The organism is Candidatus Eisenbacteria bacterium (assembly GCA_005893275.1).
GTDB lineage: Bacteria > Eisenbacteria > RBG-16-71-46 > SZUA-252 > SZUA-252 > WS-7.
Genome location: VBOW01000014.1, coordinates 99740 through 119867 on the forward strand (window position 1 = coordinate 99740; position 20128 = coordinate 119867).

Sequence of the window (20128 nt, forward strand, 5' to 3'; positions counted from 1 at the left end):
GGAATGGAAACGATGCCGGAGTGCCTCATAAGCCGAGTTCTGTCGGATTTCTCCGTGGCGACCATTTCTCTGGGACGCCCGTTACCGGACGCCTCAAGCAACCTACCCGGGAGTCGAGTGAGGCGGGCCGCCTCTTCTCCCCTATTTGGTCTTTCTCCAGGTGGGGTTTACCGAGCCGGAGGCGTCACCGCCTCCGCTGGTGCGCTCTTACCGCACCGTTTCACCCTTACCGCGGGCTTTCGCCCGAGGCGGTTTATTTTCTGTGGCACTTTCCCTGGGATCGCTCCCGCTGGGGGTTACCCAGCACCTTGCCCTGTGGAGCTCGGACTTTCCTCAGGCCGCGCGAACGCGGCCCGCGGTCGCCTGTGGCACTCCGGACATCACCTCCTGCCTGTTACGCTGAAGATAGGGTAACGCCCTTATCCTACCGCGTCCAAGGCCTCGTTCGCGAGCTCGTCCGCGCGGGCGTTCTGCTCGCGCCGGACGTGGCGGATGGTATGCTTCGGCACCGCATTCAGGAGCATGACGACCTGCCCGTGAAGAGACTGGAGCCTCGGCTCCTTCACCTTGTATTCCCCGCTCAGCTGCCGAACGACCAACTCGCTGTCGAGGAGGAATTCCGCTTCGCTGGCGCGCGCGTCTTTCAGGTATTCGAGGGCCGCGATCAGGGCCAGGTATTCCGCCTCGTTGTTGGTCTTCATGCCGAGCGCACGGCTCGCTTCGTAGACCGTGCGCCCCCGATCATCCTCGATGACGACCCCGATCGCCGCCGGACCGGGGTTTCCCCTGGCCGCTCCGTCCGTGTGCACGATGTATCGCATGCACGCAGCCTATAGGTTCCACCCCGGTTTGACAACGCCGCTCGCCCGGGCGAGAATGGCGGACCAGCCACTGTCATTCTCCGGAAAGGGCCAATCGATGCCGCGTCCGAGTTCCGAAGACGTTGCCCTGATCCTCCATCTCTACGAGCTGAGGCGCGACCCCGAGCTGCGCCGCGCGCGCGCGTACATGCTTTCCGAGTTCGCGGCCAAGAGCTGGGAGGAAGTCCGCCGGCACTACCTGACCGGCGACGAGGTGGACCGTCATCTTCGCATGGCCACCTCGTACTGGGAGATGGTCGCCGCGTTCGTGAACCGGGGCCTCCTGAACGAGGAGCTCTTCTTCGACACGCACGGTGAAGACATCGTGATCTGGAAGAAGATGGAGCCGATCGTGAAGGACGCCCGCAAGCACATCCGCCCGACATGGCTCTGGAACCTCGAGCGCATGGCGCGGCGGCACCAAGCGTGGCGGGAGCGGACGTATCGGGTCGCGGACAGAATGATCCAGGCGGACTCCAAGCCGCGGGCGAAGAAGAAGTGAGCAGTACGTTCGGAAAACTTCTCACGATCACGACGTTTGGTGAGAGCCACGGCCCCGCGGTGGGCGTGATCCTGGACGGCTGCCCGCCCGGGATCTCTGTCAGCGCGGAGCTGGTGCAGCGGGACCTGGATCGTAGACGCCCCGGCCAAAGCGCGATCACGACGCAACGCCAAGAGCCGGACCGCGTGGAGATCCTGTCGGGCGTTTTCGAGGGGGTGACGACGGGCGCCACGATCGCGCTCGTGGTCCGGAGCGTGGACGCGCGGCCGCAGGATTATGCGAGCTTGAAGGATGTCTTCCGCCCTGGGCACGCCGACTACACCTATTGGCAGAAGTACGGCGTGCGCGACTACCGCGGGAGCGGGCGGTCCTCGGGCCGGGAGACGGTCGGCCGTGTCGCCGCCGGCGCCGTGGCGCGGGCCGTGCTGGAAGGGGCCGGGGCCCGGGTGCAGGCCTACACCGTGCAGGTCGGCGAGGTGGTGGCGGGCGCGCGCGAGCTGGAGTTCGCGGAGCAGAACCCGGTGCGCTGCCCCGACCGAACGAAAGCCCCGGAGATGGAGCGCGCCATCGCGACGGCGCGGGAGGCCGGCGATTCACTGGGCGGCGTCGTGGAAATCCTGGCCTCCGGGGTTCCCGCGGGCCTGGGCGACCCGGTGATGGACAAGCTGGACGCTTCCCTCGCGTGGGGGTTGATGTCGATCGGCGCGATAAAGGGCTTCGAGATCGGCGAGGGCTTCGCCGCCGCCAGGAAGCGCGGCTCGGAAATGAACGACCGTATGACCCGCGATGGGTTCGCGACGAATTACGCGGGCGGAATTCTGGGAGGCATCTCGACGGGCGAGCCGATCGTGGCGCGGATCGCGGTCAAGCCTCCCTCCTCCATCGCGATCAGGCAGAAGACCGTGGACGTGCACGGCGAGGAGCGCGAGTTCGCGATCCAGGGCCGCCACGATCCTTGTCTGTGCCCCCGCGTCGTGCCCGTCGCCGAGGCGATGACCTGCCTCACCCTCGCGGACGCGCTGCTGCGCCAGCGCGCGATCGAATCGTGGCGGCCGAAGGCAGGCAGGTGAAGGGCGGGCGCGGCCACCCGATCCGGAAGCCCGCGTGATCGATACCGTCCGTACCCGCGTCACCGACATCCTCCACATCCGCTACCCGATCCTCCAAGCAGGCATGATTTGGGCGGCCGGCTACAAGCTCGCCGTCGCGTGCGCCGAGGCCGACATCCTGGGCACGATCGGCTCCGCCGGGATGAAGCAGGATCTGCTGCGGTCGCAGATTCAGAAAGCCCGGGCGCTCACGAAGAAGCAGATCGCGGTGAATATCCCGTTGCTGCGGAGCGATGCGGGCGAGTTACTGGAAATCGCGCTCGGCGAGGGGATCGACGTGATCATCTCGAGCGCCGGGAACCCCGCGCTGCTGGCGGCGCGCATCCAAGCCGCGGACGTCACATGGATTCACGTGGTCCCCAGCGTGAAGCACGGGAAGAAGGCTCAGGATGCAGGCGCCCACATCGTCGTGGGCGAAGGCTTCGAAGCCGGCGGCCACAACGGCGTGGACGAGATCACGACGCTCGCGTTGATCCCCCAGCTCGTCGACGCGCTGTCGGTTCCCGTGGCGGCGGCGGGCGGGATCGCGGATGGACGAGGCTTTTTGGCCGCGATGGCCCTCGGCGCCGAAGGCATTTCCGTGGGCACACGCTTTGCGTGCACACTAGAGTCGTCTTCACACCCGATGTACAAGGAAGCAGTTGCCGCCGCCAACGACGCGGCAACCGTGCTATTTGCAAAACGCATCGCGCCAGTTCGCGCGATCAAGAATCCGTGGGTGGAGCGGGTCCGCGAGGCGGAGGCTGCCGGCGCCACGCGGGAGGAACTGGAGCAGGTATACGGCCGTTCGCACTCCCGGCGGGGAATCCTCGAAGGGGACGTGGGAGAGGGCGAGATGGAGGCGGGGCAGTCGAGTGGATTGATCCGCGACATCCCCCCCGCCGCGGAAGTCGTGCGGCGGTTCGTCGAGGAGTTCGAGCGGAACCTTGAACGTATCCGGAGATTCCAGACATGAAGACGAAAATCGTGAAGACGAAAGCCCCGGGCAAGACCTCCACTCGGCAAGGCGGACCCGCGACCGATCATATCGACGCGGCACGCCGCGCCCAGGGAGCGATCAAGCAGGATCCCAACGCGCCGGAGAACTACACAGCGCTCGCGGGCGCGCTGCGAATGCTCGCCCAGTTCGTCCGCGAGCGGAATCCGGAGTCCTCCGACAACCTGCTGCACCTCGCATGCGCCGCCGCGTGGGAAGCAAAGTCCAGGTCGGATCCCGCTCTGATCTCCGGCCGAACGAAGCAGGAGATCAAAGTCCTGACCGCCTGGGTGCGCACGAAGAATCACCTCTCCCCGGACGCCGCAGAGGCCATGATGGAGCGGATTCGATCCGAGTACCTGGAGCGCGCCTTGAATTCCTCGGACGCCGGCTACCTGCTCGGCTTCGTCCGGGGCTGAGGCTCAAGCACCTCAAGCATCACGGCGTGGAGCCTGCCGTTGGTCGCTACAAGCTGGCGTCCCTCAAGAGCCGGCGAGGCGCCCGAGTAGTCGCTGACCCGCCCACCCCCTTCCTCTACGACGACCATCGCGGCCGCCATGTCCCACGCGTGAAGGCCGCCCTCCCAGAATCCATCCGTACGGCCCACGCCCACCTTCGCGATCGCAAGCGACGCGGACCCGGCGCGGCGCACCGCCTGTGCTCGGCGGATGAACCTCGAGAACGGGCCGAGGTTGTTTTTCTCGGGATCGTCCTCGGTTGAAACGTCGTACGCAAAGCCTGTCGCCAACAGCGCGCGCTCCAGCGTATCGACCTCGGTGACCCGGCGCTGACGCCCGTTCAGGGTCGCCCCACCGCCGTGGCGAGCGGCGTACATGTCGTCCAGTAGCGGGTTGTGGACCACTCCGACCACCAACCGGCCGACAATCTGCAACGCGATGGATACCGCGAAGACCGGATACTCGTGGGCGTAGTTCGTCGTGCCGTCGATCGGATCCACGATCCACACGCGCTCGGCGCCGCTGCGCCCACCGCCTCCCTCCTCTGCCCAGATGTCGTCCCCGGGAAAGGCCGAGCGCAGCCGGCTCACGATCAGATCCTCGGAACGGCGGTCCATCTCGGTGACGAGATCGATCCGGCCCTTGTATTCGATTTCCTGGAGCTTGCCGAAGTGTTCCTTCAGGAGCGCGCCCGCTTCGCGCGCGACCCGCTCCGCGACGGACAGCTCGCGCTCGAATCTCGACGTCATTCCGAGATGCCGCTCTCGGCCGGCGGACGCGGCGGAACAAACGTGATCCCTTTGGGGCCATACCAGGGATGGACCTCGACGCGGAACGCCCCGGCGCGGACGCCAGGATCGGTGAGGCAGATGGCGCGGACTTCCTCCACGGATTCCGAGTCGAAAATGCAGAACCCGCGTAGATCGGTGTCGTCGAGAAAGGGGCCGACCGCGATCGCTTTGCGCTCCCGGAGCAGCCGGGAAATGTGTGCCAGGTGCGCGCGCTGCAGCTCTTCGGCTTTGGCGGGGTCGGCAGGATGGTAGGCGCCCCGGTAGAGAAACGAGACGACGTAGGTCCGCATGGACCAGGGTGGCGGCGGATCCCCAGACTCGGAGGGAATTCCGGGAACGCCCTCCCCGTTCATGCGGGCCGCCTCCACAATCCCCGCCCGCTCATGCCGACGCGCCTTCCCCCGCGCCGTCCGAGGTCCTGCCCCCTCCGGCGATGGGCGCCTCGTCGAGGGCGGGAGTCCCGCCGTCGAGCCGCGCCGCTTTTCGCGGAGCCTCCGGGGCTCCTTCGGGTTGCCTGCTGTACTGAAGCTCGTACAATCGCGCGTAGATTCCACCGCGCGCGAGAAGCTCCGCGTGCGTTCCCTGCTCGCGCAGCTCGCCTCTATGCATCACCAGAATGCGGTCCGCGTCCAAGATCGTGCTCAGCCGGTGCGCGATCACCAACGATGTTCGCCCTTCCAACAAGCGGCGCAAGGCCGACTGAATCACCCGCTCGGTTTCCACGTCCACGCTGGAGGTCGCCTCGTCCAGGATCAGGAGGCTGGGGTCATAGTGGAGCGCCCGGGCGAAGGCCAAGAGCTGGCGCTCCCCCATCGAGAAATAGACGCCCCGCTCGCCGACCTCTTCCTCGAGCCCGCGCGGCAGCCGCCCCAGCATCCGGCCGCCGCCGATCTCCTGCAGGGCGCGCTCCGCCTCGCCGCGATCGCGTTCCCGCGCCCCGAACCGCAAGTTCTCCCGCACCGAGCCCGCGAACAGGAACACGTCCTGCAGGACGAGCCCGATCTGCCGCCGCAACGCGCGTCCCCCGATTTCGCGGATATCGCGTCCGTCCAGGCGTATCGATCCCCGCTGGAATTCGTAGAACCGCGTCAACAAATTCGCGATCGAGCTTTTCCCGGCTCCGGTCGCGCCGACCAGCGCCACCTTCTCCCCGGGGGCGATCCGGAAGGAGATGTCCCGCAGCACGAAGTCGTCGTCCCTGTACGCGAACCAGACGCGATCGAACTCCACTCCGCCGCGCAAGCGCTCGACCGGGACCGGGCGGGCGGGCTCGGGGACGGCCGGCTTCGTGTCCAGCAGATCGAAGATCCGCTCGGACGCGACCATCGCCGACTGGAAGACGTTGTACTTCTCGCTCAGGTCGCGGACCGGCTGGTAGAAACGCTCCGAGTACTGTAAGAAAGCCACGACCACTCCAAACGTTACCGCACCCTCGAGGATCCCCAGCCCGCCGAACCAGACGATCAGCGCGAGCGCGATCGCGCCGATGAACTCCACGGTCGGGAAGAAGACCGCGTAGTAGAAGAGGTTCTGCAGATGCGCCGTCAGGTGATCCTTGTTGGCCCGGTCGAATCCCCGGAACTCCTTCGCCTCCACGTTGAAGAGCTTCACCACCTCCACCCCTTGCAGGTGTTCTTGGAGATACGCGTTGATGCGCGCGAGCCGCGTGCGCACGCGCCGATAGCTCACGCGCACCTTGGCCCGGAACACCGCCGTGGCGATGACGAGCAGCGGGATCGTCGCGAAGGTGATGAGCGCGAGCCTCCAGTTCATGAGGAGCATCGCGCCGATGATCCCCGCGAGGAGGAAGACGTCCCCGATCACCGCGACCACGCCCTGGGCGAAAAGTTCGCTCAACACCGAGACGTCCTGCGTCACCCGGGTGAGGATGCGCCCGACCGGACGGGTGTCGAAGTAGCTCGGGGTCAGGGTCTCCACGTGGCGGAAGATCTCGAGCCTCAAATCCTGCATGGCCCGCTGGCCGACCATCGACATGGTGTAGGTCTGCCAGTACCGCAGCGCAAAGGCCACGACCAGAACGCCGACGTAGAGGAGCGAGAGCACGATGAGCCCGCGGATCGCAACCTCCGGCACGGGGCCTGCGCCGTGGAGCGGGCGTACGTAGGTATCGATGGCGACCTTGGTGATGTAGGGCCCCGCCACCTCCAGCAGGGAGATCGCCAAGAGGAGCGCGACCGAGATGAAGATCTCCTTGCGGTAGGGACGAAGATAGCGGACCAGGCGCTTCGCGAGCCCATGGTCATAGACAGCGCCTACGGTTTCTTCGTCGTGAACGGAAGATTCCCAGGGACCGCTCATAGGGTCTCCAGCTCCTCGACGACCTCTTCCCTATGGTAGAGATCGGCGTAGAGCCCGCCGCGATGGATCAGCTCCGCGTGGGTTCCGCTGTCCACGATGTTCCCCTCATCGAGCACCACGATGCGATCGACGCGGAGGAGCGCGGAACGCCGGTGGGTCGCGAGGAGTAGGGTCGGCCGGGAGGGGTGCTCGAAGAGCGCATCCAGGATTTCCTCTTCCGTTCCGGGATCGACGCTCGCGAAGGCGTCGTCGAGGAGGAGCACCGGGCGCTCGAGCGCCAGGGCCCGGGCCAGCGCGACACGCTGCTTTTGCCCACCGGAGAGGGTGATCCCGCGCTCGCCGATGATCGTATCGAGCCCGCGCGAGAACTGCTCGAGGTCCCGCGCGAGCCCGGCGCGAGCCACCGGACCGTCGGGGCTCGGGGCCGCGCCGGAGTCGTCGAATCCGAACGCGACGTTCGCCCGGATGGTGTCGGAGAAGAGGAAGCTTTCTTGTGGCACGATGCCGAACACTCGGCGCAACTCCGCGTGGGACCATTCCCGCGCGTCCCGCCCGCATACCAGGATTGTGCCCTCATCGGGGTCGTAGAGCCGCGCGAGCAGAGCGAGCAGGGTGCTCTTCCCCGCTCCCGTGCGCCCCACGATCGCCAGGCGCTCCCCCGGCCGGACGGCGAGATCGAGACCACGGAGGACGTACCGGTCGGATCCCGGGTATTTGAACCCGACATCGCGCAGCTCGATCGCGATGTAGTTCGGAGCCCGAGACCGAGCAGTCGCGCGCTCGGCACCCCCCCAATCCAGGTCCAGCTCGATCGGCTCCTCGAGGATCGCCCGGATCCGCGCCATCGAAGCCTCCCCGCGCTGGAACAGGTTCGACACCCACCCGAGGGAGATCATCGGCCACAGCAGCATCATCAAATAGATCTGAAACGCCACGAGGTCCCCGAGCGAAATCCGTCCCGAGACGACGGCGCTCCCGCCGATCCAGAGCACGACCGCGTTGGCGATCCCGCCGAGGAGCCCCATCATGGGCCCCATCATCGACCAGAGCTGGATCATCTTGCGGTTCTGCTCCGTGTAATCCTCGTGGATCGCGCGGAACGCGTCGTACTCCCCTTCCTCTTCGACGTATGCCTTCACGACGCGAATCCCGGCCAGCGTCTCCTGCGCCTTGGCGGTGAGTCTCCCGAATCGATCCTGAATCGCCTCATAGTAGCGATGGATCGTGGCGCCCAGCCGCGCGACGGTGAGCGAGAGAAGGGGAAGGGGAATCAGCGAGATCAGCGTGAGCCTCACGTCGATCCGGCACATGAGCGTGACCGCGAAGCAAAAGGTCACCACGGTGTTGGCGAAATACATGATGCCGGGGCCCAAGAAATTCCTCACCGCGTCCAAATCGTTCGTCGTGCGCGACAAGAGATCCCCCACGCGCGTCCGGCGGTAGAAGCCTGCGTGGAGCCGCTGCATGTGGTCGTAGAGGTCGTTCCGAAGCTCATACTCCATCTGGCGGGAGGAGCGGATCAGGGTCATCCGCATCAGGAACAGGAAGAGCCCCTGCAGCGCGACCGCGAGAAGGATCAGCCCCGCGTCGCGCATCAACGTGGCGCGGGCCGTGCCGTGCTGGAGGTGGTCCACCGCCTGGCGGACGATCCACGGAGACCACACCTGGAACAGGTTGGTGGCGAGGACGGCGATGCCACCCAGCAAGAGGGATACGCGGTGGCGCTTAAGGTAGGGGAAAAGGTGTCTTAAGGCTCCGATCGGATCATCACCCCCGCTACGTGACGCTTCCCTCGGTCCAGATCAGGATCCGCCCGCACGACTCGCACTGGAGCACGGCGTCGTTGCGGCGGACCTCCTGCATGGCCTGAGGGGTCAGCGCGGTGAAGCACGCGCCGCACGCGCCCTTGCGCACCTCGGCGACCGCGATGCCGTTCCGCGAGCCGGCAAGACGGTCGTAGCGGGCGAGGAGCGGCGTGGGGATGCTGGGCCGAACCTGGTCCCGGTCCGCCCGAAGCGAGTGGATGGTCTGGTCGAGCGTCGCAGCCTCTCGTTCCAGCTCCGCTTCCCCCGCCTTGAGCTTGTGCTCTTCCTCCGCGATCCGCTGCTCCTCGTGCTTGACCTGCGCCGCCAGAGTTTCCTCTCGCTCGAAATATTCCAGAACCAGGGTCTCACGGTCGGACCGCTTGGACTTCAGAAGCTCGATCTCGTGCAGCATGGCCTGGTATTCCTTGTTGGTTTTCACATCGAGGAGCTGGCGCTCGAGCTTTGCGCCCTCGTTCTGCACGACCTCGATCTCCTTCTCCTGCCCCCTGCGCTCGAGGCGTACGCGCTCCAGCTCCTTCCTGGCGCGCTCGTGCGAGGCTTTCGCCCGCTCGAGCGCCGCCCGCAGCGCCTCGCGACGCCTCGGGATCTCGTCGCGTTTGCGCTGCGCCTCCATCAGGCGCGCGTCGTAGCGCTGCACTTCGAGAAGCGCCGTGAGCTCAGGGAGCACGCCGAGCCCTCCCGACGAAAGGATGCCCGCCCGCGGGCCCTCCCCCCAATAAAAAACGGGGAGCACGCCGGAGCGCACTCCCCGTTGGACCATCCGGGGCTCGGCCGATGTGGTTTCGCCCGGGCCGGGGCTTCGCGTCCCGACCCGCCGCGTTCCGCATTGCGCCCGGCCCCCTCGCGCCGCGATGGTGGGCGGTACAGGGATTGAACCTGTGACCTCTGGCTTGTGATACCAGCGCTCTCCCAGCTGAGCTAACCGCCCGTGCGATCGAAACCAAGTACGAGGGTCCCTTCTCCGCGTGATGCTGGGGAAACGGGGCAAATGGGCCCACTTGGACTTGAACCAAGGACCACCCGGTTATGAGCCGGGCGCTCTCACCAACTGAGCTATGGGCCCGAAGAAGATCGGCCTCGTCGCAACGGACCCGAGCCGAGCAGGCTAGCATCCGGATTCCGGCCCGGTCAAGCCGCCCAAGGCGCGCGCGCCGCCCGCGTCGGTCACATCATCTCCACGTAGCCTTTGAGCCTCCGGCTCCGCGTCGGATGGCGGAGCTTCCGGAGTGCCTTGGCTTCGATCTGGCGGATCCGCTCGCGCGTGACGTTGAAGGTGGCCCCGACCTCCTCCAAGGTCCGCGGGCACCCGTCGTCCGTGAGCCCGAACCGCAAACGGATCACCTTGGCTTCGCGCTTGCTCAAGGTCTCGAGCACCTCGTTCACTTCGTCCTTCAGCATCGAGAAGGCGGCGGCCTGCGCGGGGGAGACGACGCTCGTGTCCTCGATGAAATCGCCGAGGTTCGAATCGTCGTCCTCGCCGATCGGGCGATCCAGCGAGATCGGCTCCTGCGCCGCCTTGAGCACGCTCTTGATCTTGTCCACCGGGAGCTGAAGCTTGTCGGCCACCTCCTCCGGTGTGGGCTCCCGGCCCAGCTCCTGGACCAGCCGCCGCGACGTGCGCACGACCTTGTTGATCGCCTCGATCATGTGCACCGGCACGCGGATGGTGCGCGCCTGGTCTGCGATCGCGCGGGTGATGGCCTGACGGATCCACCATGTGGCGTAGGTCGAGAACTTGTATCCTTTCCGGTAGTCGAACTTGTCGACCGCGCGCATCAGGCCCGAATTCCCCTCCTGGATCAAGTCCAGGAACTCGAGCCCGCGGTTCGTGTAGCGCTTTGCGATCGAGATCACGAGCCGCACGTTCGCTTCGATCATCTCGCGCTTCGCCTTGTCGCGCGCGATCTCCCCCGAGCGGATCTCGGTGTTGACCTCGCGGACTTGCTCGCGGGTCATCTTACCGTCGATCTCGACCTTGCGGACCTTGCGGCGCACGCTCTTCACGGCGCGCTCGAACTCGAGCAGGTCCGGCATGGTGAGCCGGGTCTCCTTCTCGACCTGCTTCAGATCCTTTCGGCTCTTCCGGGCGCGCTTCAAGAGCGCGTGGAGCCCCTCGGCGCTCCTGTCGTGGCGGCGCTCGAGCTGCGTCACCTCGGATTCCGCTTCGCGCACGTCCAGCGCGAGCTGCTTCATGCGCGTGGCGAGCCGCTCGATCAACCTCGCATTGAAGTTGAGCGCGTAGAGATCGCGCAAGAGCTCCTCTTCGGCCAAGCGCACCTTGTCGAAATGCGTCCGGCGCTTCTCCTCGGAGGCGCGGGCGGTCGACTTCTCCTTCAGCTTCACGAGCTTCCCGTTGAGCTGCCGGACCCGTTCCATCGCCTTGAGGGCGCGGGCCCGCTCGCGCTTGGGCGAGTACTCGGGGTTCCAGTTGCCGAAGTCGATCTGGAGGAAATCCTCGACCCGCATCTTCCCCTGCTTGAGCTGGGTGCCCTTCGCGAGAAGCTCCCGGATGATCGGGGTCGAGCGGAAGAGCGCGGTGCAAATCTGGCGCTCGCCCGCCTTGATCCGCTTCGCGATCTCGACCTCTCCCTCGCGGTCGAGGAGGGGGACGCGCCCCATCTCGCGCAGGTACATGCGCACCGGGTCGTCGTACCGCATCGGGTGTTGGACCAGCTGCTTCTCCTGCGGCCGCTTCTCCTCGCGGCGCTTCAGCTTGAGCTTCTGCTGCGCCTCCTCGTGGCTGTCGAACACGTCGACCTTGAGATCGTTGAGCGCGATGTAGACCTCGTCCATGTCCTCCACCGAGGCGCTCTCATCCAAGAACGCCTCGATCTGGTCGTGGAGCAGGTACTGCTGCTTGCCAGCCAGCCCCTTCAGCTCCAGGAGACGGTCCGTCTTCGCACGCTTCATTCGTTCGACTCTCCTTCCGGTCTGCCCCGGTCCCTTAGTGGATCGCGGAATGGCCGCTCCGCATATGAAGTTTCGATGCAAGATCGCGCCGTTCGGCGATAAGCCTTCCCAGCGACCCCTCGTCCCGGCTCCGCTCGGCCTCGCGGATCGCCTGGTCGAGCACCTGGATGCTCGCCTTCAATCGGCGCTCCTCCAGACGCTGGATCAGGTCCCGGGCCTCCCGGCGCGACTCCTCGACGGTCCTGCCCGGCTCGTGCGGCAGCTCGGCCAGGAGGGAGCGCGTAAGCGGGCTCCCGGACAGTAGCTCCCTAAGCTCGTCCTGACGCGGGAGGCGTGTCTCCCCGAACCACGGATTCAAGAGGTCCCGCAGCGATTCACTCCGAAAACAGATCGCTCCACCCTGGTCGAAGACCTCCGCGAAGGCGCCCTCCTCGGTCAGGACGCGCCCCGCCAGCTCCCGCTCGATCGGGTCTGTTGGAGCGGACGCCGCCCCATCGGCCGGGGAGGCGACGCCGGCTGACGCTGGGGACCCCGCGTATCCGGGTAAGGGAGCCTCGCGACGGGGCTTCGGGCCCTTCCCCCGGCCCCCGGACCGCCTCTGGACCGCTTCCATGAGCACCGCCTCTTCGAGGCCGAAGACCTCCGCCCCGCGCCGGAGCAGGAGCCTGCGTCGGATTGGATCGTCGATGCGGTCCAGGAGCCCCACGAATCTTCGTACCCTCAATTCCAGACTGGGATTCCCTTCATCCTCCCCCGCCAGCTTCGATCCCGCGAGGAAGCTCGGAACATCGAGCGCCGACTCCAGGCGCTCCTTGAGCGCGCCCGCCCCCTCCTTCCGGAGGAAGGAATCGGGGTCCTCGCCCCCCGGCAAGAGGAGCACGCGCACGTTCACCCCCGCCTGGAGCAGCGGATCCAGGCCCCGGTCCGCCGCGCGCACCCCCGCGTCGTCGCCGTCGTAGAGGAGGAGCACGTCGACCTGAAGCCGCGCCAGGAGCCGCGCCTGGTCGGGCGTGAGCGCGGTCCCGCATGTCGAGACCGCGTTCGTGAAGCCGCTCGCGTGGAGCCGGATCACGTCGAGATATCCCTCCGAAACGATCGCCTCCCTGCGCTCGCGGATGCTCTGCCGCGCGACCGGAAGCCCGTAGAGAAGCCTTCCTTTGCGAAAGACCGGTGTCTCGGGCGAATTGAGATACTTCGGCGTGTCCTCCTCGACGATGGCCCTCGCGCCGAAGCCCGCGATCTTCCCGGCGCCGGTTGCGACCGGAAAAAGGATCCGGTTCCGGAACCGGTCGTAGTGCCCGCTGCCGTCCCCTCGGCGCACGATGAGCCCGGCCTGCTCCATCACGCCCGTGGGGAGGAGCTTCGAGAGCGCCGTCAGCAGCCCGTCCCAGCCCTCCGGCGCCCAGCCGATCTCGAACCGCGTGAGCCAGGGGTCCTCGAACCCGCGGCCCGCAAGATACGCCCGCGCCCTCGCCGCGCCCCCCGCCTGGAGGCTCGCGCGGAAGAAGTCGCGCGCCAGGGCGTTCGCCTGATAGAGACGGTCGAAGATCTCCTCGCCCGGGACCCGCTCCTGCTTCGGCAGCTCGATCCCGGCGCGGTCCGCGAGCAGACGGAGCGCCTCGGGAAACGTGACCTTGTCGGTTTCCATCACGAACGCGAATACGTCGCCTCCGCGGCTACAGCCGAAGCAGTGCCAGATCTGGCGGTCCGGCGTCACGGTGAAGGACGGGGTCTTCTCGGTGTGGAACGGACAGAGACCCTTGAACGAGCGCCCGGAGCGGCGCAGCTCGACCCGCTCGCCGATGAGCTGGACGATGTCGGTCGCGTCCCGAATCCGCTCGCGCACCTCCTCGCCGATCCGCATGGTCATGGGCCCTTACCCGAGGACCACGATCGTGACCCCGGTCCCTCCCTCACGAAGCTCGCCGAGGCGAAACTCCTTCACGGTCGGCTGATCCTTGAGCCAGCGCTTCATTCTCTCTCTCAGGATTCCTTTTCCCTTGCCGTGGATGATCCGGGCGCTGTCGACGCCGCCCATGATCGCGTTCTCAAGAAACACCTCGACCGCGCGGATCGCATCGTCCGGCTCGAAGCCGCGCACGTCGATCTCCCGCGGGACATCCGGGATTTCGATCTCCTGCCGGAGCGGAGGCTTTGCCGCCCCCGCGCCGCCGAGGCGATTCGCGCCGCCGGCCGCGGCCGGCGCACCTCCCGGCCGTTCCTCGGCCTCACCCGCGTCCCGGCGAAGGGTTCCGATCGGGAGCACCGCCGTCGCGCCGCCCACCTTCACCCGGACGCGTCCATCCTGATCCGGGCTGGAAAGCACAACCCCTTCCGCCTGGAGCGCGGGCACATAGACCCTGTCCCCCTCGCGAACCCGCTGGACCGGGACGCCGCGGTCGGACGCGGGCGCCCATTCCGTCTCGGCGTCGATCGATTCGGAAACCCGGCGCGCGAGCCCGCGCGCTTCCTCCAGCGTCTCCGAGCTCGCGCGCCGATCCGCGCGGAGCTTCCTTCGGTAGTCGTCGATCTGGCTCTCGAGCTTCCGGAGCAGGTCTCGCCTCGCTTGGAGCTCGGCCTGCTTGCGCTCACGCCGCTCCGATTCGAGCTTCGAGAGCGCTGTCTTGAGCTCCCCTTCACGCTCCGCGAGGCGGAGGCGCGTTTGCGAAAGCTCCTCCCGCTCGCGGGCAACTTCCGCTTTGAGGCGTCCCAGCTCCTCGATCAAGACGCCCAGATCGCGCTCGCCGCGCGGCAGAAGGTCCCGCGCGCGCTCGAGCACAGCGCGGTCCATGCCGAATCGCTCCGCCACCTGGATCGCGCGGCTCCTCCCCGGAACGCCGAGGATGAGCGTGAACCTCGGCTTGAGGGTCTCCTCGTCGAAGGCCATGGAGGCGTTCCTCACGCCGGCGGTCTCCTGCGCGAAGGACTTCAGGGCGCCATGGTGCGTCGTGGCCAGACACAAGGTCTTCCGCTCGAGGAGCCGCTCGAGGATCGCCTGCCCCAGCGCGGCGCCCTCGGTCGGATCGGTTCCCGATCCCAGCTCATCCAGGAGCACGAGGCTCTGGGGGGTCGCGAGCGAGATCGCCTCGGCCACCCGGCGGAGGTGCGAGAGGAAGGTGCTCACGTCCTCCAGAAGGGACTGCTCGTCCCCGATGTCGCAGACCACGTGGTCGAACCAGGGGACGGTCGTTCCCGTGGCGGCGGGAATCGGCAGCCCCGCCATCGCGAGCAGCGCCGAGAGCCCGACCGTCTTGAGCGCGACCGTCTTTCCTCCCATATTCGGCCCGGTCACGAGGAGGAGCGGGGACCCGCGGTCCAGCTCCAAATCGAGCGGCACCGGCGCCGACTCCATCTCGCCGCGCGCGTGACGCTCGACCAGGATTGGATGCCGCGCCCCCCGGAGCCTCAAGGACCGATCGTCGGTGAGCGCGGGCAAGACGCCCCCTTGAGCCTCCGCCCACGCCGAAACCGCCTGCGCCGCGTCCAGCCGCGCGAGGCATGCCAGGTCCCGCGCGAGCCCCTCACGGTCGCGCCGCGCGAGGGCGCTCAGCTCGCGCAGCACGCGGTTCACCTCGCCCAGCTCGTCCATGAAGAGGTCGGCGAGCTGGCTATTCGCCTCCGCGGCCTCACGCGGCTCGAGGAACACGGAGGTGCCGCTTCCCGAATAGCCGAGCGCCACGCCCGGGACCTGGCGCCTCTGGGAAGCAGGCACCGCGATCGCGTACCGGCCATCCCGCAGCGTGACGAAGCTCTCGGCGATTCCGAGGCCACGCAGGATCGACTCGAGCTTCAGCGCGAGATGCTGGCGCAGCGTGTGAATCGAGCGCCGGATCCTGGCCAGGTCAGGGCTCGCGTCGTCCCGCACGTCGCCGGAGGGCTCGAGCGTCCGGCCCAGCTCGCGATGGAGCGCCGGAAGCGGCGTGAGCTCACCCAGGAGCCTCGAAAGCCCCGGCGTGTCCCTGCGGTTTTTTCGGAGCCATGCGTGCGCGAAGCCCGTCTGGTCGAGAAGGAGGCGCAGTTGCCATAGCTCCTCCCCGCTGAGGAGGGCACCTTCGGTTTCCAGCTGCTCGAGGAGGGACCTCACGTCGGGCGGCGCGCCGGCGGGGGGCTCATCCCCTGTCCCTATAAGCGAGATCAAATCGCCGTAAAGCTCCTGGTCTCGGCGCGCGTCGTCCAGCCGCGCCTGGCACCGGATCGCGAGCACACGCTCCCGTCCGGGGGCCGAGCGGGTCCGCCCCGCTATCGTCTCGAGGACGGCGGGGAACTCCAGAACTTGTTGCGCGTGACTCGGAGGGCCGGATTCCAAGGGAACCGGGCACCCCGAGGGCTCGCGCGTACGAGAGTTTGTGATGTCTGTTCGTCCGGAAGTGCGGTGTCGGTGACGAAGCTTCGGCCCAAGTGGGTAAGCGGGAAACCGGCCCCCGCCGATCTCCCGCGTTGCTGCCGATGTCCGGAGCGCTACTCCGCTTTCATCCGGGCCATCATCTTTCTCTTGGCGGCGTTCAGCTTGCGCTTCCTCCGCTCGCTCGGTTTCTCGAAGTGCTGGTGACGTCGCAAATCGGCGAGAACTCCTGCCTTCTCGCACTTCTTCTTGAACCGGCGAAGGGCACTCTCGAAGGATTCACCTTCCTTTACCCTGATGCCGGGCATCCTATGAATCGCCTCCTAACCCTGGTTTGGGTCCGCTTGGTCCTCCGTTACTGCCTAGGTGGGCAGCATACGCCTAACACTAATCAAGATACCCCGAGCGGGAGGGTCTGTCAACACAAAGCTAACTCCCATCATCGCAGTGAGTTCCGCGCCAAGCTAATGAGGGCCAACGCCGCGGTCTCGGTGGTTAACCTGCTAGGACCTAATGAGATAACTGAAAAATGCTCGGCCTGGAGCAATCGGCGCTCCTCGCTGGCAAATCCCCCCGGAGGCCCAACCGCCAGCGTGACAGGATCTTCCGAGCTTCTCACGAGGGCCATGGCCGGTTCCCCCCCTTCGGGATCGGCGGCGAAGCGGAGCCCCGATGGCAGATGCCTCAGGGCCTCGCCGAGGGAGCCGGACGAGCGGATCTCGGGAAGCCGGGTCCGGAGGGATTGCTTGAGCCCGGCCCGGGCGATCCGGCCGAGCCGCGAGAGGCGCTGCGCTTTGAGGGCCCCCCGCCCGCTCCGCTCGCAGACGACGAAGTCGAAGGCGCTCACCCCGAGCGGAACGCCGTGCGCCACGACCTGCTCGACATCGCCCGAGGCCGGCAGGCCCACCAAGGCCACGATGGTGCGCGCGAGCTCGCCCACTCCCTCACGGCGTCCCACGATCCTGCCAATGGCGGCGCGACGCTCGGTCGACTCGAGCACACACTCGAAGTAGGAGCCTTCCCCGTCGATCGCCTGAAACGGCGTCCCGGCTTTGGCGCGATGTACGTGGAGGAGGTGGTGCGATTCCTCGGGGCTCAGCTTCAAGCGATCCGACCCGACGGAGGCCGGGTCCACCCAGAACAGGGTGTCCGGGCGCCGGCGCTCGACCAATTCAGCCGCCGTTCCGCGGACGGTGCGGTGGCGGAACCTTGGCTTCGGGCAGCTCCTCCAATTCCATGAAGAGCTTCCTGCCGCGCTCCGAGGGCTTGGTCGGGGTGTGGACGGTCACCTGGACGAGGAGGTCGCCCGAGCCGGCGCGCTTGAGGCTCTTGAGACCCTTGCCGCGCAACCGAAGCACCTGACCCGACTGGATCCCCTGCGGGATATCCACCTTGGCCCTGCCCCCGAGCGTGGGCACTTCGATTTTTCCGCCGAGCGCCGCGCGGGCAATGCTGATCGGGACCTCGACGATGAGGTCCTCGCCGTCCCGCGCGAAAACCGGATGCTCGATTTCCTCGATGTGGGCGATGAGATCCCCCGCCGGCCCGCCGCGGACCCCCGCGTCGCCCAGCCTCCGAAGCGGGATGTAGTTTCCGGTCATCACACCGGGCGGCACGCGGATCGTGATCTCTTCTTGAACCCGGACGCGCCCTTCGCCGGAGCACGTGGGGCACGGATCCTCGATCACCGCTCCCTCGCCTTGGCATCGGTCGCACGTGGTCACGCTGATGAGCTGGCCGAAGAGCGACCTTTGCACGGCGCGGACCTGGCCCGAGCCGCCGCAGACGGGGCACGTGCGCTTCGAGGTGCCCGCCTTCGCCCCGGTGCCGCCGCACACCGCGCAGGTTCCCATGCGACGGATCTTGATCCGCTTCTCCACGCCGGTGGCGATCTCCTCCAGCGTGAGTGGAAGGCGGATTTCAAGGTTCCGCCCGCGGCGCTCGCTCGGGCCGGCGCGCCGCCCGCCCATCTGCGACTCGAATACCTCCCCGAACCCGCCCCCCATACCTCCGAAGTCGCGCATGAACGCGCGCAGGGCGTCCGCGAGGTCGAAGCCTTCGAACTCGGCCCCTCCCCCGCCGGCGGGGGCGCCCGCGGCGTGTCCGAACCGGTCGTAGCGCGCGCGCTTTTCGGGATCGTGGAGGACTTCGTACGCCTCGGCGACCTCCTTGAAGCTCTCTTCGGCCTTCTTATCGCCTGGATTTCGGTCCGGGTGGAATTTCATCGCGAGCTGCCGGTAGGCCTTCTTGAGCTCGTCGTCCGTCGCCGTACGGGGAACGCCCAAGATCTCGTAATAATCCCGGCGCGTCGTCAGAACTCAACCTCCCCGGCGCCCGGCGCCGCGTTCCCTTCCATTCCTTGCGCGGACCGGTTGGGCGCGGGCGATCCCGCAACGACGACCTGGGCGTGGCGCAGCACGCGTCCTTTGAAGAGGTATCCCGGAACCAGCACCTCGAGCACCGTGCCGAGCGGATGGCTTCCGCTCGGCCGTTGCGCCTTCGCGTCGTGAAGCTCGGGATCGAACCGCTCCCCCAACGCCCGGATCTCCTCCACCCCCTCCTTCTCGAGCGTTTGCCAGAGACGGTCGCGGATCAGGAGGACGCCGGAGCGAAAAGGATCCCCTTCGCGATCTTTGGATGCCTCGAGCGACCGGTCGATGTCATCGAGGACCGGGAGGATGCCGCGGAGCCACGATTCCCGCGCCGCGAGGACGGCCGTCTCCATGTCCTGCTTGCGGCGACGGTTCATGTTGGTGAGCTCGGCGAGCGCGCGCATCAGCTCGTCTTCCCGCGCGCGCGCGCGCTCGAGCTCGGCGAAGAGCCGCGCGGGATCCTCCACGAGCGCTGGCCTCGGCCCCTCGGCCGCCGCGGGCGTCCCTGTCTCGGGGGCCTTCGCGCGCCCCTCCGGCGCGATCTCGACGTCCGGGTGCTCGGGTGTCTGATCCTTTTTCCGATTCATGCGAAATCCGCGAGCCGGTCCCCCACGTAGGATACGAGCGAAAGGAGTCTAGGATACGGCATGCGGACCGGCCCCAGCACGCCCAACGATCCGTGGAGCCGGCTCGACGCGATCCCGGTGCCGACGAGCGAGCAGGCCCGCATCGGCCCCTCCCCCAGCTCGCGGCCGATCGTCACCCGGGCGCCTCCGGTACCCGTGAAGGCGCCCAGGGCGCGCGTCAAAGGCTCCGGCTCGGCGAGCAGCGCCACGAGGCCGCGGAGGCGATCTGCGGACTGAAACTCCGGCTGCGAGGCGATGTTCTCGGCGCCCCCGATGCGGACCTCGGGGCGTCTCAGCGTCTCGAGCAACTTGCACGTTCGGCGGAGCGCGTCGACGATCAGCGGCGCCGCGGGCGCGGGTGCTTCCTCGCGCGCGGCGCGGGCCACCGCCGCGCATGCGGCGGGGTCCCGAATGGGCAAACGCTCGGCGATCCATCGCACCGCGAGCCGGAGGGTCGCCGCGTCGCCCCCCCCGGACGGCCGCCAGGTCGTGGAGGAAACGCGCTCGCCGCGCTCCCCGAGCGCGAGAAGGATCACCCCCTCCTCGAGCGCGACCAGATCGAGGCTCTGGACGATCGGCAGCTCCACCCACGGCCGCACGGCCACCATCGCGAGCTGTCCCGAGCTCTTCGCCAGGACTCGGGTCGCGAGCCCTTGGAGGTCTTCGGCGGCCGGAGCGCGGCGATCGAGAGCCTTGTCCAGCGCGCGTTTCGTCGCCGGCGCGATCGGCTCGGGCTCGATCAGCGAATCGACGTAGTAGCGATAGCCGGTCTCGGTGGGTACGCGGCCGGCCGATGTGTGCGGATGATCCAGGAGGCCTTCTGCCTCGAGGCGTTTCATCGCGTTTCGGATGGTCGCTGGAGAGATGCTCAAGTGGTACGCCATGCGGACATACTGCGAGCCGACCGGCTCTGCCCTCATGACGTGGCTCTCTACCACGAATTTGAGGATCCGGCGATGCCGCTCGTCCAGGTCGGGCCTAACCATAGGTCGGGTTGGTTGGCACTCGCAGACGTCAAGTGCTAACCCGGGCCGAAC

At 67.4% G+C, this 20128-nt stretch carries 17 protein-coding genes, 2 tRNA genes, 1 other RNA gene and 2 pseudogenes; 4 read left to right on the plus strand and 18 right to left on the minus strand.

Features of this window, described 5'->3' with window-relative positions; translation table 11 throughout:
• Positions 1 to 12 precede the first annotated feature (12 nt).
• An RNA gene (gene rnpB / locus E6K76_02000) (RNase P RNA component class A) lies at positions 13 to 376 on the minus strand.
• A 43-nt stretch (positions 377 to 419) separates the two neighbouring features.
• Positions 420 to 821, minus strand: coding sequence for a ribonuclease HI family protein (locus E6K76_02005; GenBank protein ID TMQ60432.1), 402 nt, complete (start codon positions 819 to 821; stop codon positions 420 to 422).
• A gap of 97 nt (positions 822 to 918) precedes the next feature.
• On the opposite strand from E6K76_02005, the gene E6K76_02010 reads away from it, so the two are divergent.
• Genes E6K76_02010 through E6K76_02025 form a run of 4 tightly spaced genes read left to right on the plus strand, consistent with a single transcriptional unit; the run spans position 919 to position 3866 of the window.
• Positions 919 to 1362 carry a hypothetical protein gene (locus E6K76_02010; protein TMQ60433.1) on the plus strand — a complete coding sequence of 148 codons (444 nt, stop codon included), beginning with the start codon at positions 919 to 921 and terminating at the stop codon, positions 1360 to 1362.
• Positions 1245 to 2432 carry a chorismate synthase gene (aroC, locus tag E6K76_02015; protein ID TMQ60434.1) on the plus strand — a complete coding sequence of 396 codons (1188 nt, stop codon included), beginning with the start codon at positions 1245 to 1247 and terminating at the stop codon, positions 2430 to 2432. The genes E6K76_02010 and aroC overlap by 118 nt, the downstream gene beginning before the upstream one ends.
• A 37-nt stretch (positions 2433 to 2469) precedes the next feature.
• Positions 2470 to 3426 carry a nitronate monooxygenase gene (locus E6K76_02020; protein ID TMQ60488.1) on the plus strand — a complete coding sequence of 319 codons (957 nt, stop codon included), beginning with the start codon at positions 2470 to 2472 and terminating at the stop codon, positions 3424 to 3426.
• Complete coding sequence (locus E6K76_02025; protein ID TMQ60435.1) at positions 3423 to 3866, plus strand: hypothetical protein; 444 nt, start codon at positions 3423 to 3425, stop codon at positions 3864 to 3866. The genes E6K76_02020 and E6K76_02025 overlap by 4 nt, the downstream gene beginning before the upstream one ends.
• On the opposite strand, the gene E6K76_02030 is transcribed toward E6K76_02025, so the two are convergent.
• The 16 genes and pseudogenes from E6K76_02030 to hrcA form a co-directional block, all read right to left on the minus strand.
• Positions 3839 to 4654, minus strand: coding sequence for an inositol monophosphatase (locus E6K76_02030; GenBank protein TMQ60436.1), 816 nt, complete (start codon positions 4652 to 4654; stop codon positions 3839 to 3841). The two genes, E6K76_02025 and E6K76_02030, sit on opposite strands and share 28 nt — an antisense overlap.
• Positions 4651 to 5049, minus strand: coding sequence for a hypothetical protein (locus E6K76_02035; protein ID TMQ60437.1), 399 nt, complete (start codon positions 5047 to 5049; stop codon positions 4651 to 4653). Before E6K76_02035 ends, E6K76_02030 begins: the two co-directional genes overlap by 4 nt.
• 28 nt (positions 5050 to 5077) lie before the next feature.
• Complete coding sequence (locus tag E6K76_02040) at positions 5078 to 7015, minus strand: ABC transporter ATP-binding protein (GenBank protein TMQ60438.1); 1938 nt, start codon at positions 7013 to 7015, stop codon at positions 5078 to 5080.
• Entirely contained in the window at positions 7012 to 8721 is a 1710-nt protein-coding gene (locus tag E6K76_02045; protein ID TMQ60439.1) for an ABC transporter ATP-binding protein, read from the minus strand. Before E6K76_02045 ends, E6K76_02040 begins: the two co-directional genes overlap by 4 nt.
• 70 nt (positions 8722 to 8791) lie before the next feature.
• On the minus strand, positions 8792 to 9601 hold the full coding sequence (locus tag E6K76_02050) for a hypothetical protein (protein ID TMQ60440.1): 810 nt from the start codon (positions 9599 to 9601) through the stop codon (positions 8792 to 8794).
• A gap of 92 nt (positions 9602 to 9693) precedes the next feature.
• Positions 9694 to 9769 (minus strand) — tRNA-Val (locus E6K76_02055).
• A gap of 61 nt (positions 9770 to 9830) precedes the next feature.
• Positions 9831 to 9904, minus strand: a tRNA-Met gene (locus tag E6K76_02060).
• Positions 9905 to 9946: 42 nt separating this feature from the next.
• Positions 9947 to 11499: pseudogene (locus E6K76_02065) on the minus strand (sigma-70 family RNA polymerase sigma factor).
• A gap of 30 nt (positions 11500 to 11529) precedes the next feature.
• Positions 11530 to 11751 (minus strand): annotated as a pseudogene (locus tag E6K76_02070) (hypothetical protein).
• Between the two features lie 34 nt (positions 11752 to 11785).
• Entirely contained in the window at positions 11786 to 13621 is a 1836-nt protein-coding gene (locus E6K76_02075; protein ID TMQ60441.1) for a DNA primase, read from the minus strand.
• 6 nt (positions 13622 to 13627) lie between these two features.
• A complete protein-coding gene (locus tag E6K76_02080) occupies positions 13628 to 15955 on the minus strand; it encodes a hypothetical protein (protein ID TMQ60442.1) in 2328 nt (775 codons plus the stop codon).
• A gap of 254 nt (positions 15956 to 16209) precedes the next feature.
• The gene (gene rpsU / locus E6K76_02085; GenBank protein TMQ60443.1) at positions 16210 to 16401 is read right to left on the minus strand and encodes a 30S ribosomal protein S21; all 192 of its coding nucleotides are present in this window, start codon (positions 16399 to 16401) and stop codon (positions 16210 to 16212) included.
• A 131-nt stretch (positions 16402 to 16532) separates the two neighbouring features.
• The gene (locus E6K76_02090; GenBank protein ID TMQ60444.1) at positions 16533 to 17264 is read right to left on the minus strand and encodes a 16S rRNA (uracil(1498)-N(3))-methyltransferase; all 732 of its coding nucleotides are present in this window, start codon (positions 17262 to 17264) and stop codon (positions 16533 to 16535) included.
• A gap of 1 nt (position 17265) precedes the next feature.
• Positions 17266 to 18408, minus strand: a complete 1143-nt coding sequence (gene dnaJ, locus E6K76_02095) for a molecular chaperone DnaJ (GenBank protein ID TMQ60445.1) — start codon at positions 18406 to 18408, stop codon at positions 17266 to 17268.
• The gene (locus tag E6K76_02100; GenBank protein TMQ60446.1) at positions 18405 to 19052 is read right to left on the minus strand and encodes a nucleotide exchange factor GrpE; all 648 of its coding nucleotides are present in this window, start codon (positions 19050 to 19052) and stop codon (positions 18405 to 18407) included. Before E6K76_02100 ends, dnaJ begins: the two co-directional genes overlap by 4 nt.
• On the minus strand, positions 19049 to 20077 hold the full coding sequence (hrcA, locus tag E6K76_02105) for a heat-inducible transcription repressor HrcA (GenBank protein ID TMQ60447.1): 1029 nt from the start codon (positions 20075 to 20077) through the stop codon (positions 19049 to 19051). The genes E6K76_02100 and hrcA overlap by 4 nt, the downstream gene beginning before the upstream one ends.
• Between the last annotated feature and the right edge of the window lie 51 nt (positions 20078 to 20128).

Coding starts and splice junctions, on each gene's coding strand:
- E6K76_02050 (TMQ60440.1), bottom strand. CDS start 9,601: ATGGTCCAACGGGGAGTGCGCTCCGGCGTGCTCCCCGTTTTTTATTGG.
- E6K76_02040 (TMQ60438.1), bottom strand. CDS start 7,015: ATGAGCGGTCCCTGGGAATCTTCCGTTCACGACGAAGAAACCGTAGGC.
- E6K76_02035 (TMQ60437.1), bottom strand. CDS start 5,049: ATGAACGGGGAGGGCGTTCCCGGAATTCCCTCCGAGTCTGGGGATCCG.
- E6K76_02030 (TMQ60436.1), bottom strand. CDS start 4,654: ATGACGTCGAGATTCGAGCGCGAGCTGTCCGTCGCGGAGCGGGTCGCG.
- hrcA (TMQ60447.1), bottom strand. CDS start 20,077: ATGGTTAGGCCCGACCTGGACGAGCGGCATCGCCGGATCCTCAAATTC.
- E6K76_02100 (TMQ60446.1), bottom strand. CDS start 19,052: ATGAATCGGAAAAAGGATCAGACACCCGAGCACCCGGACGTCGAGATC.
- rpsU (TMQ60443.1), bottom strand. CDS start 16,401: ATGCCCGGCATCAGGGTAAAGGAAGGTGAATCCTTCGAGAGTGCCCTT.
- E6K76_02010 (TMQ60433.1), top strand. CDS start 919: ATGCCGCGTCCGAGTTCCGAAGACGTTGCCCTGATCCTCCATCTCTAC.
- aroC (TMQ60434.1), top strand. CDS start 1,245: ATGGCTCTGGAACCTCGAGCGCATGGCGCGGCGGCACCAAGCGTGGCG.
- E6K76_02005 (TMQ60432.1), bottom strand. CDS start 821: ATGCGATACATCGTGCACACGGACGGAGCGGCCAGGGGAAACCCCGGT.
- E6K76_02025 (TMQ60435.1), top strand. CDS start 3,423: ATGAAGACGAAAATCGTGAAGACGAAAGCCCCGGGCAAGACCTCCACT.
- E6K76_02075 (TMQ60441.1), bottom strand. CDS start 13,621: ATGACCATGCGGATCGGCGAGGAGGTGCGCGAGCGGATTCGGGACGCG.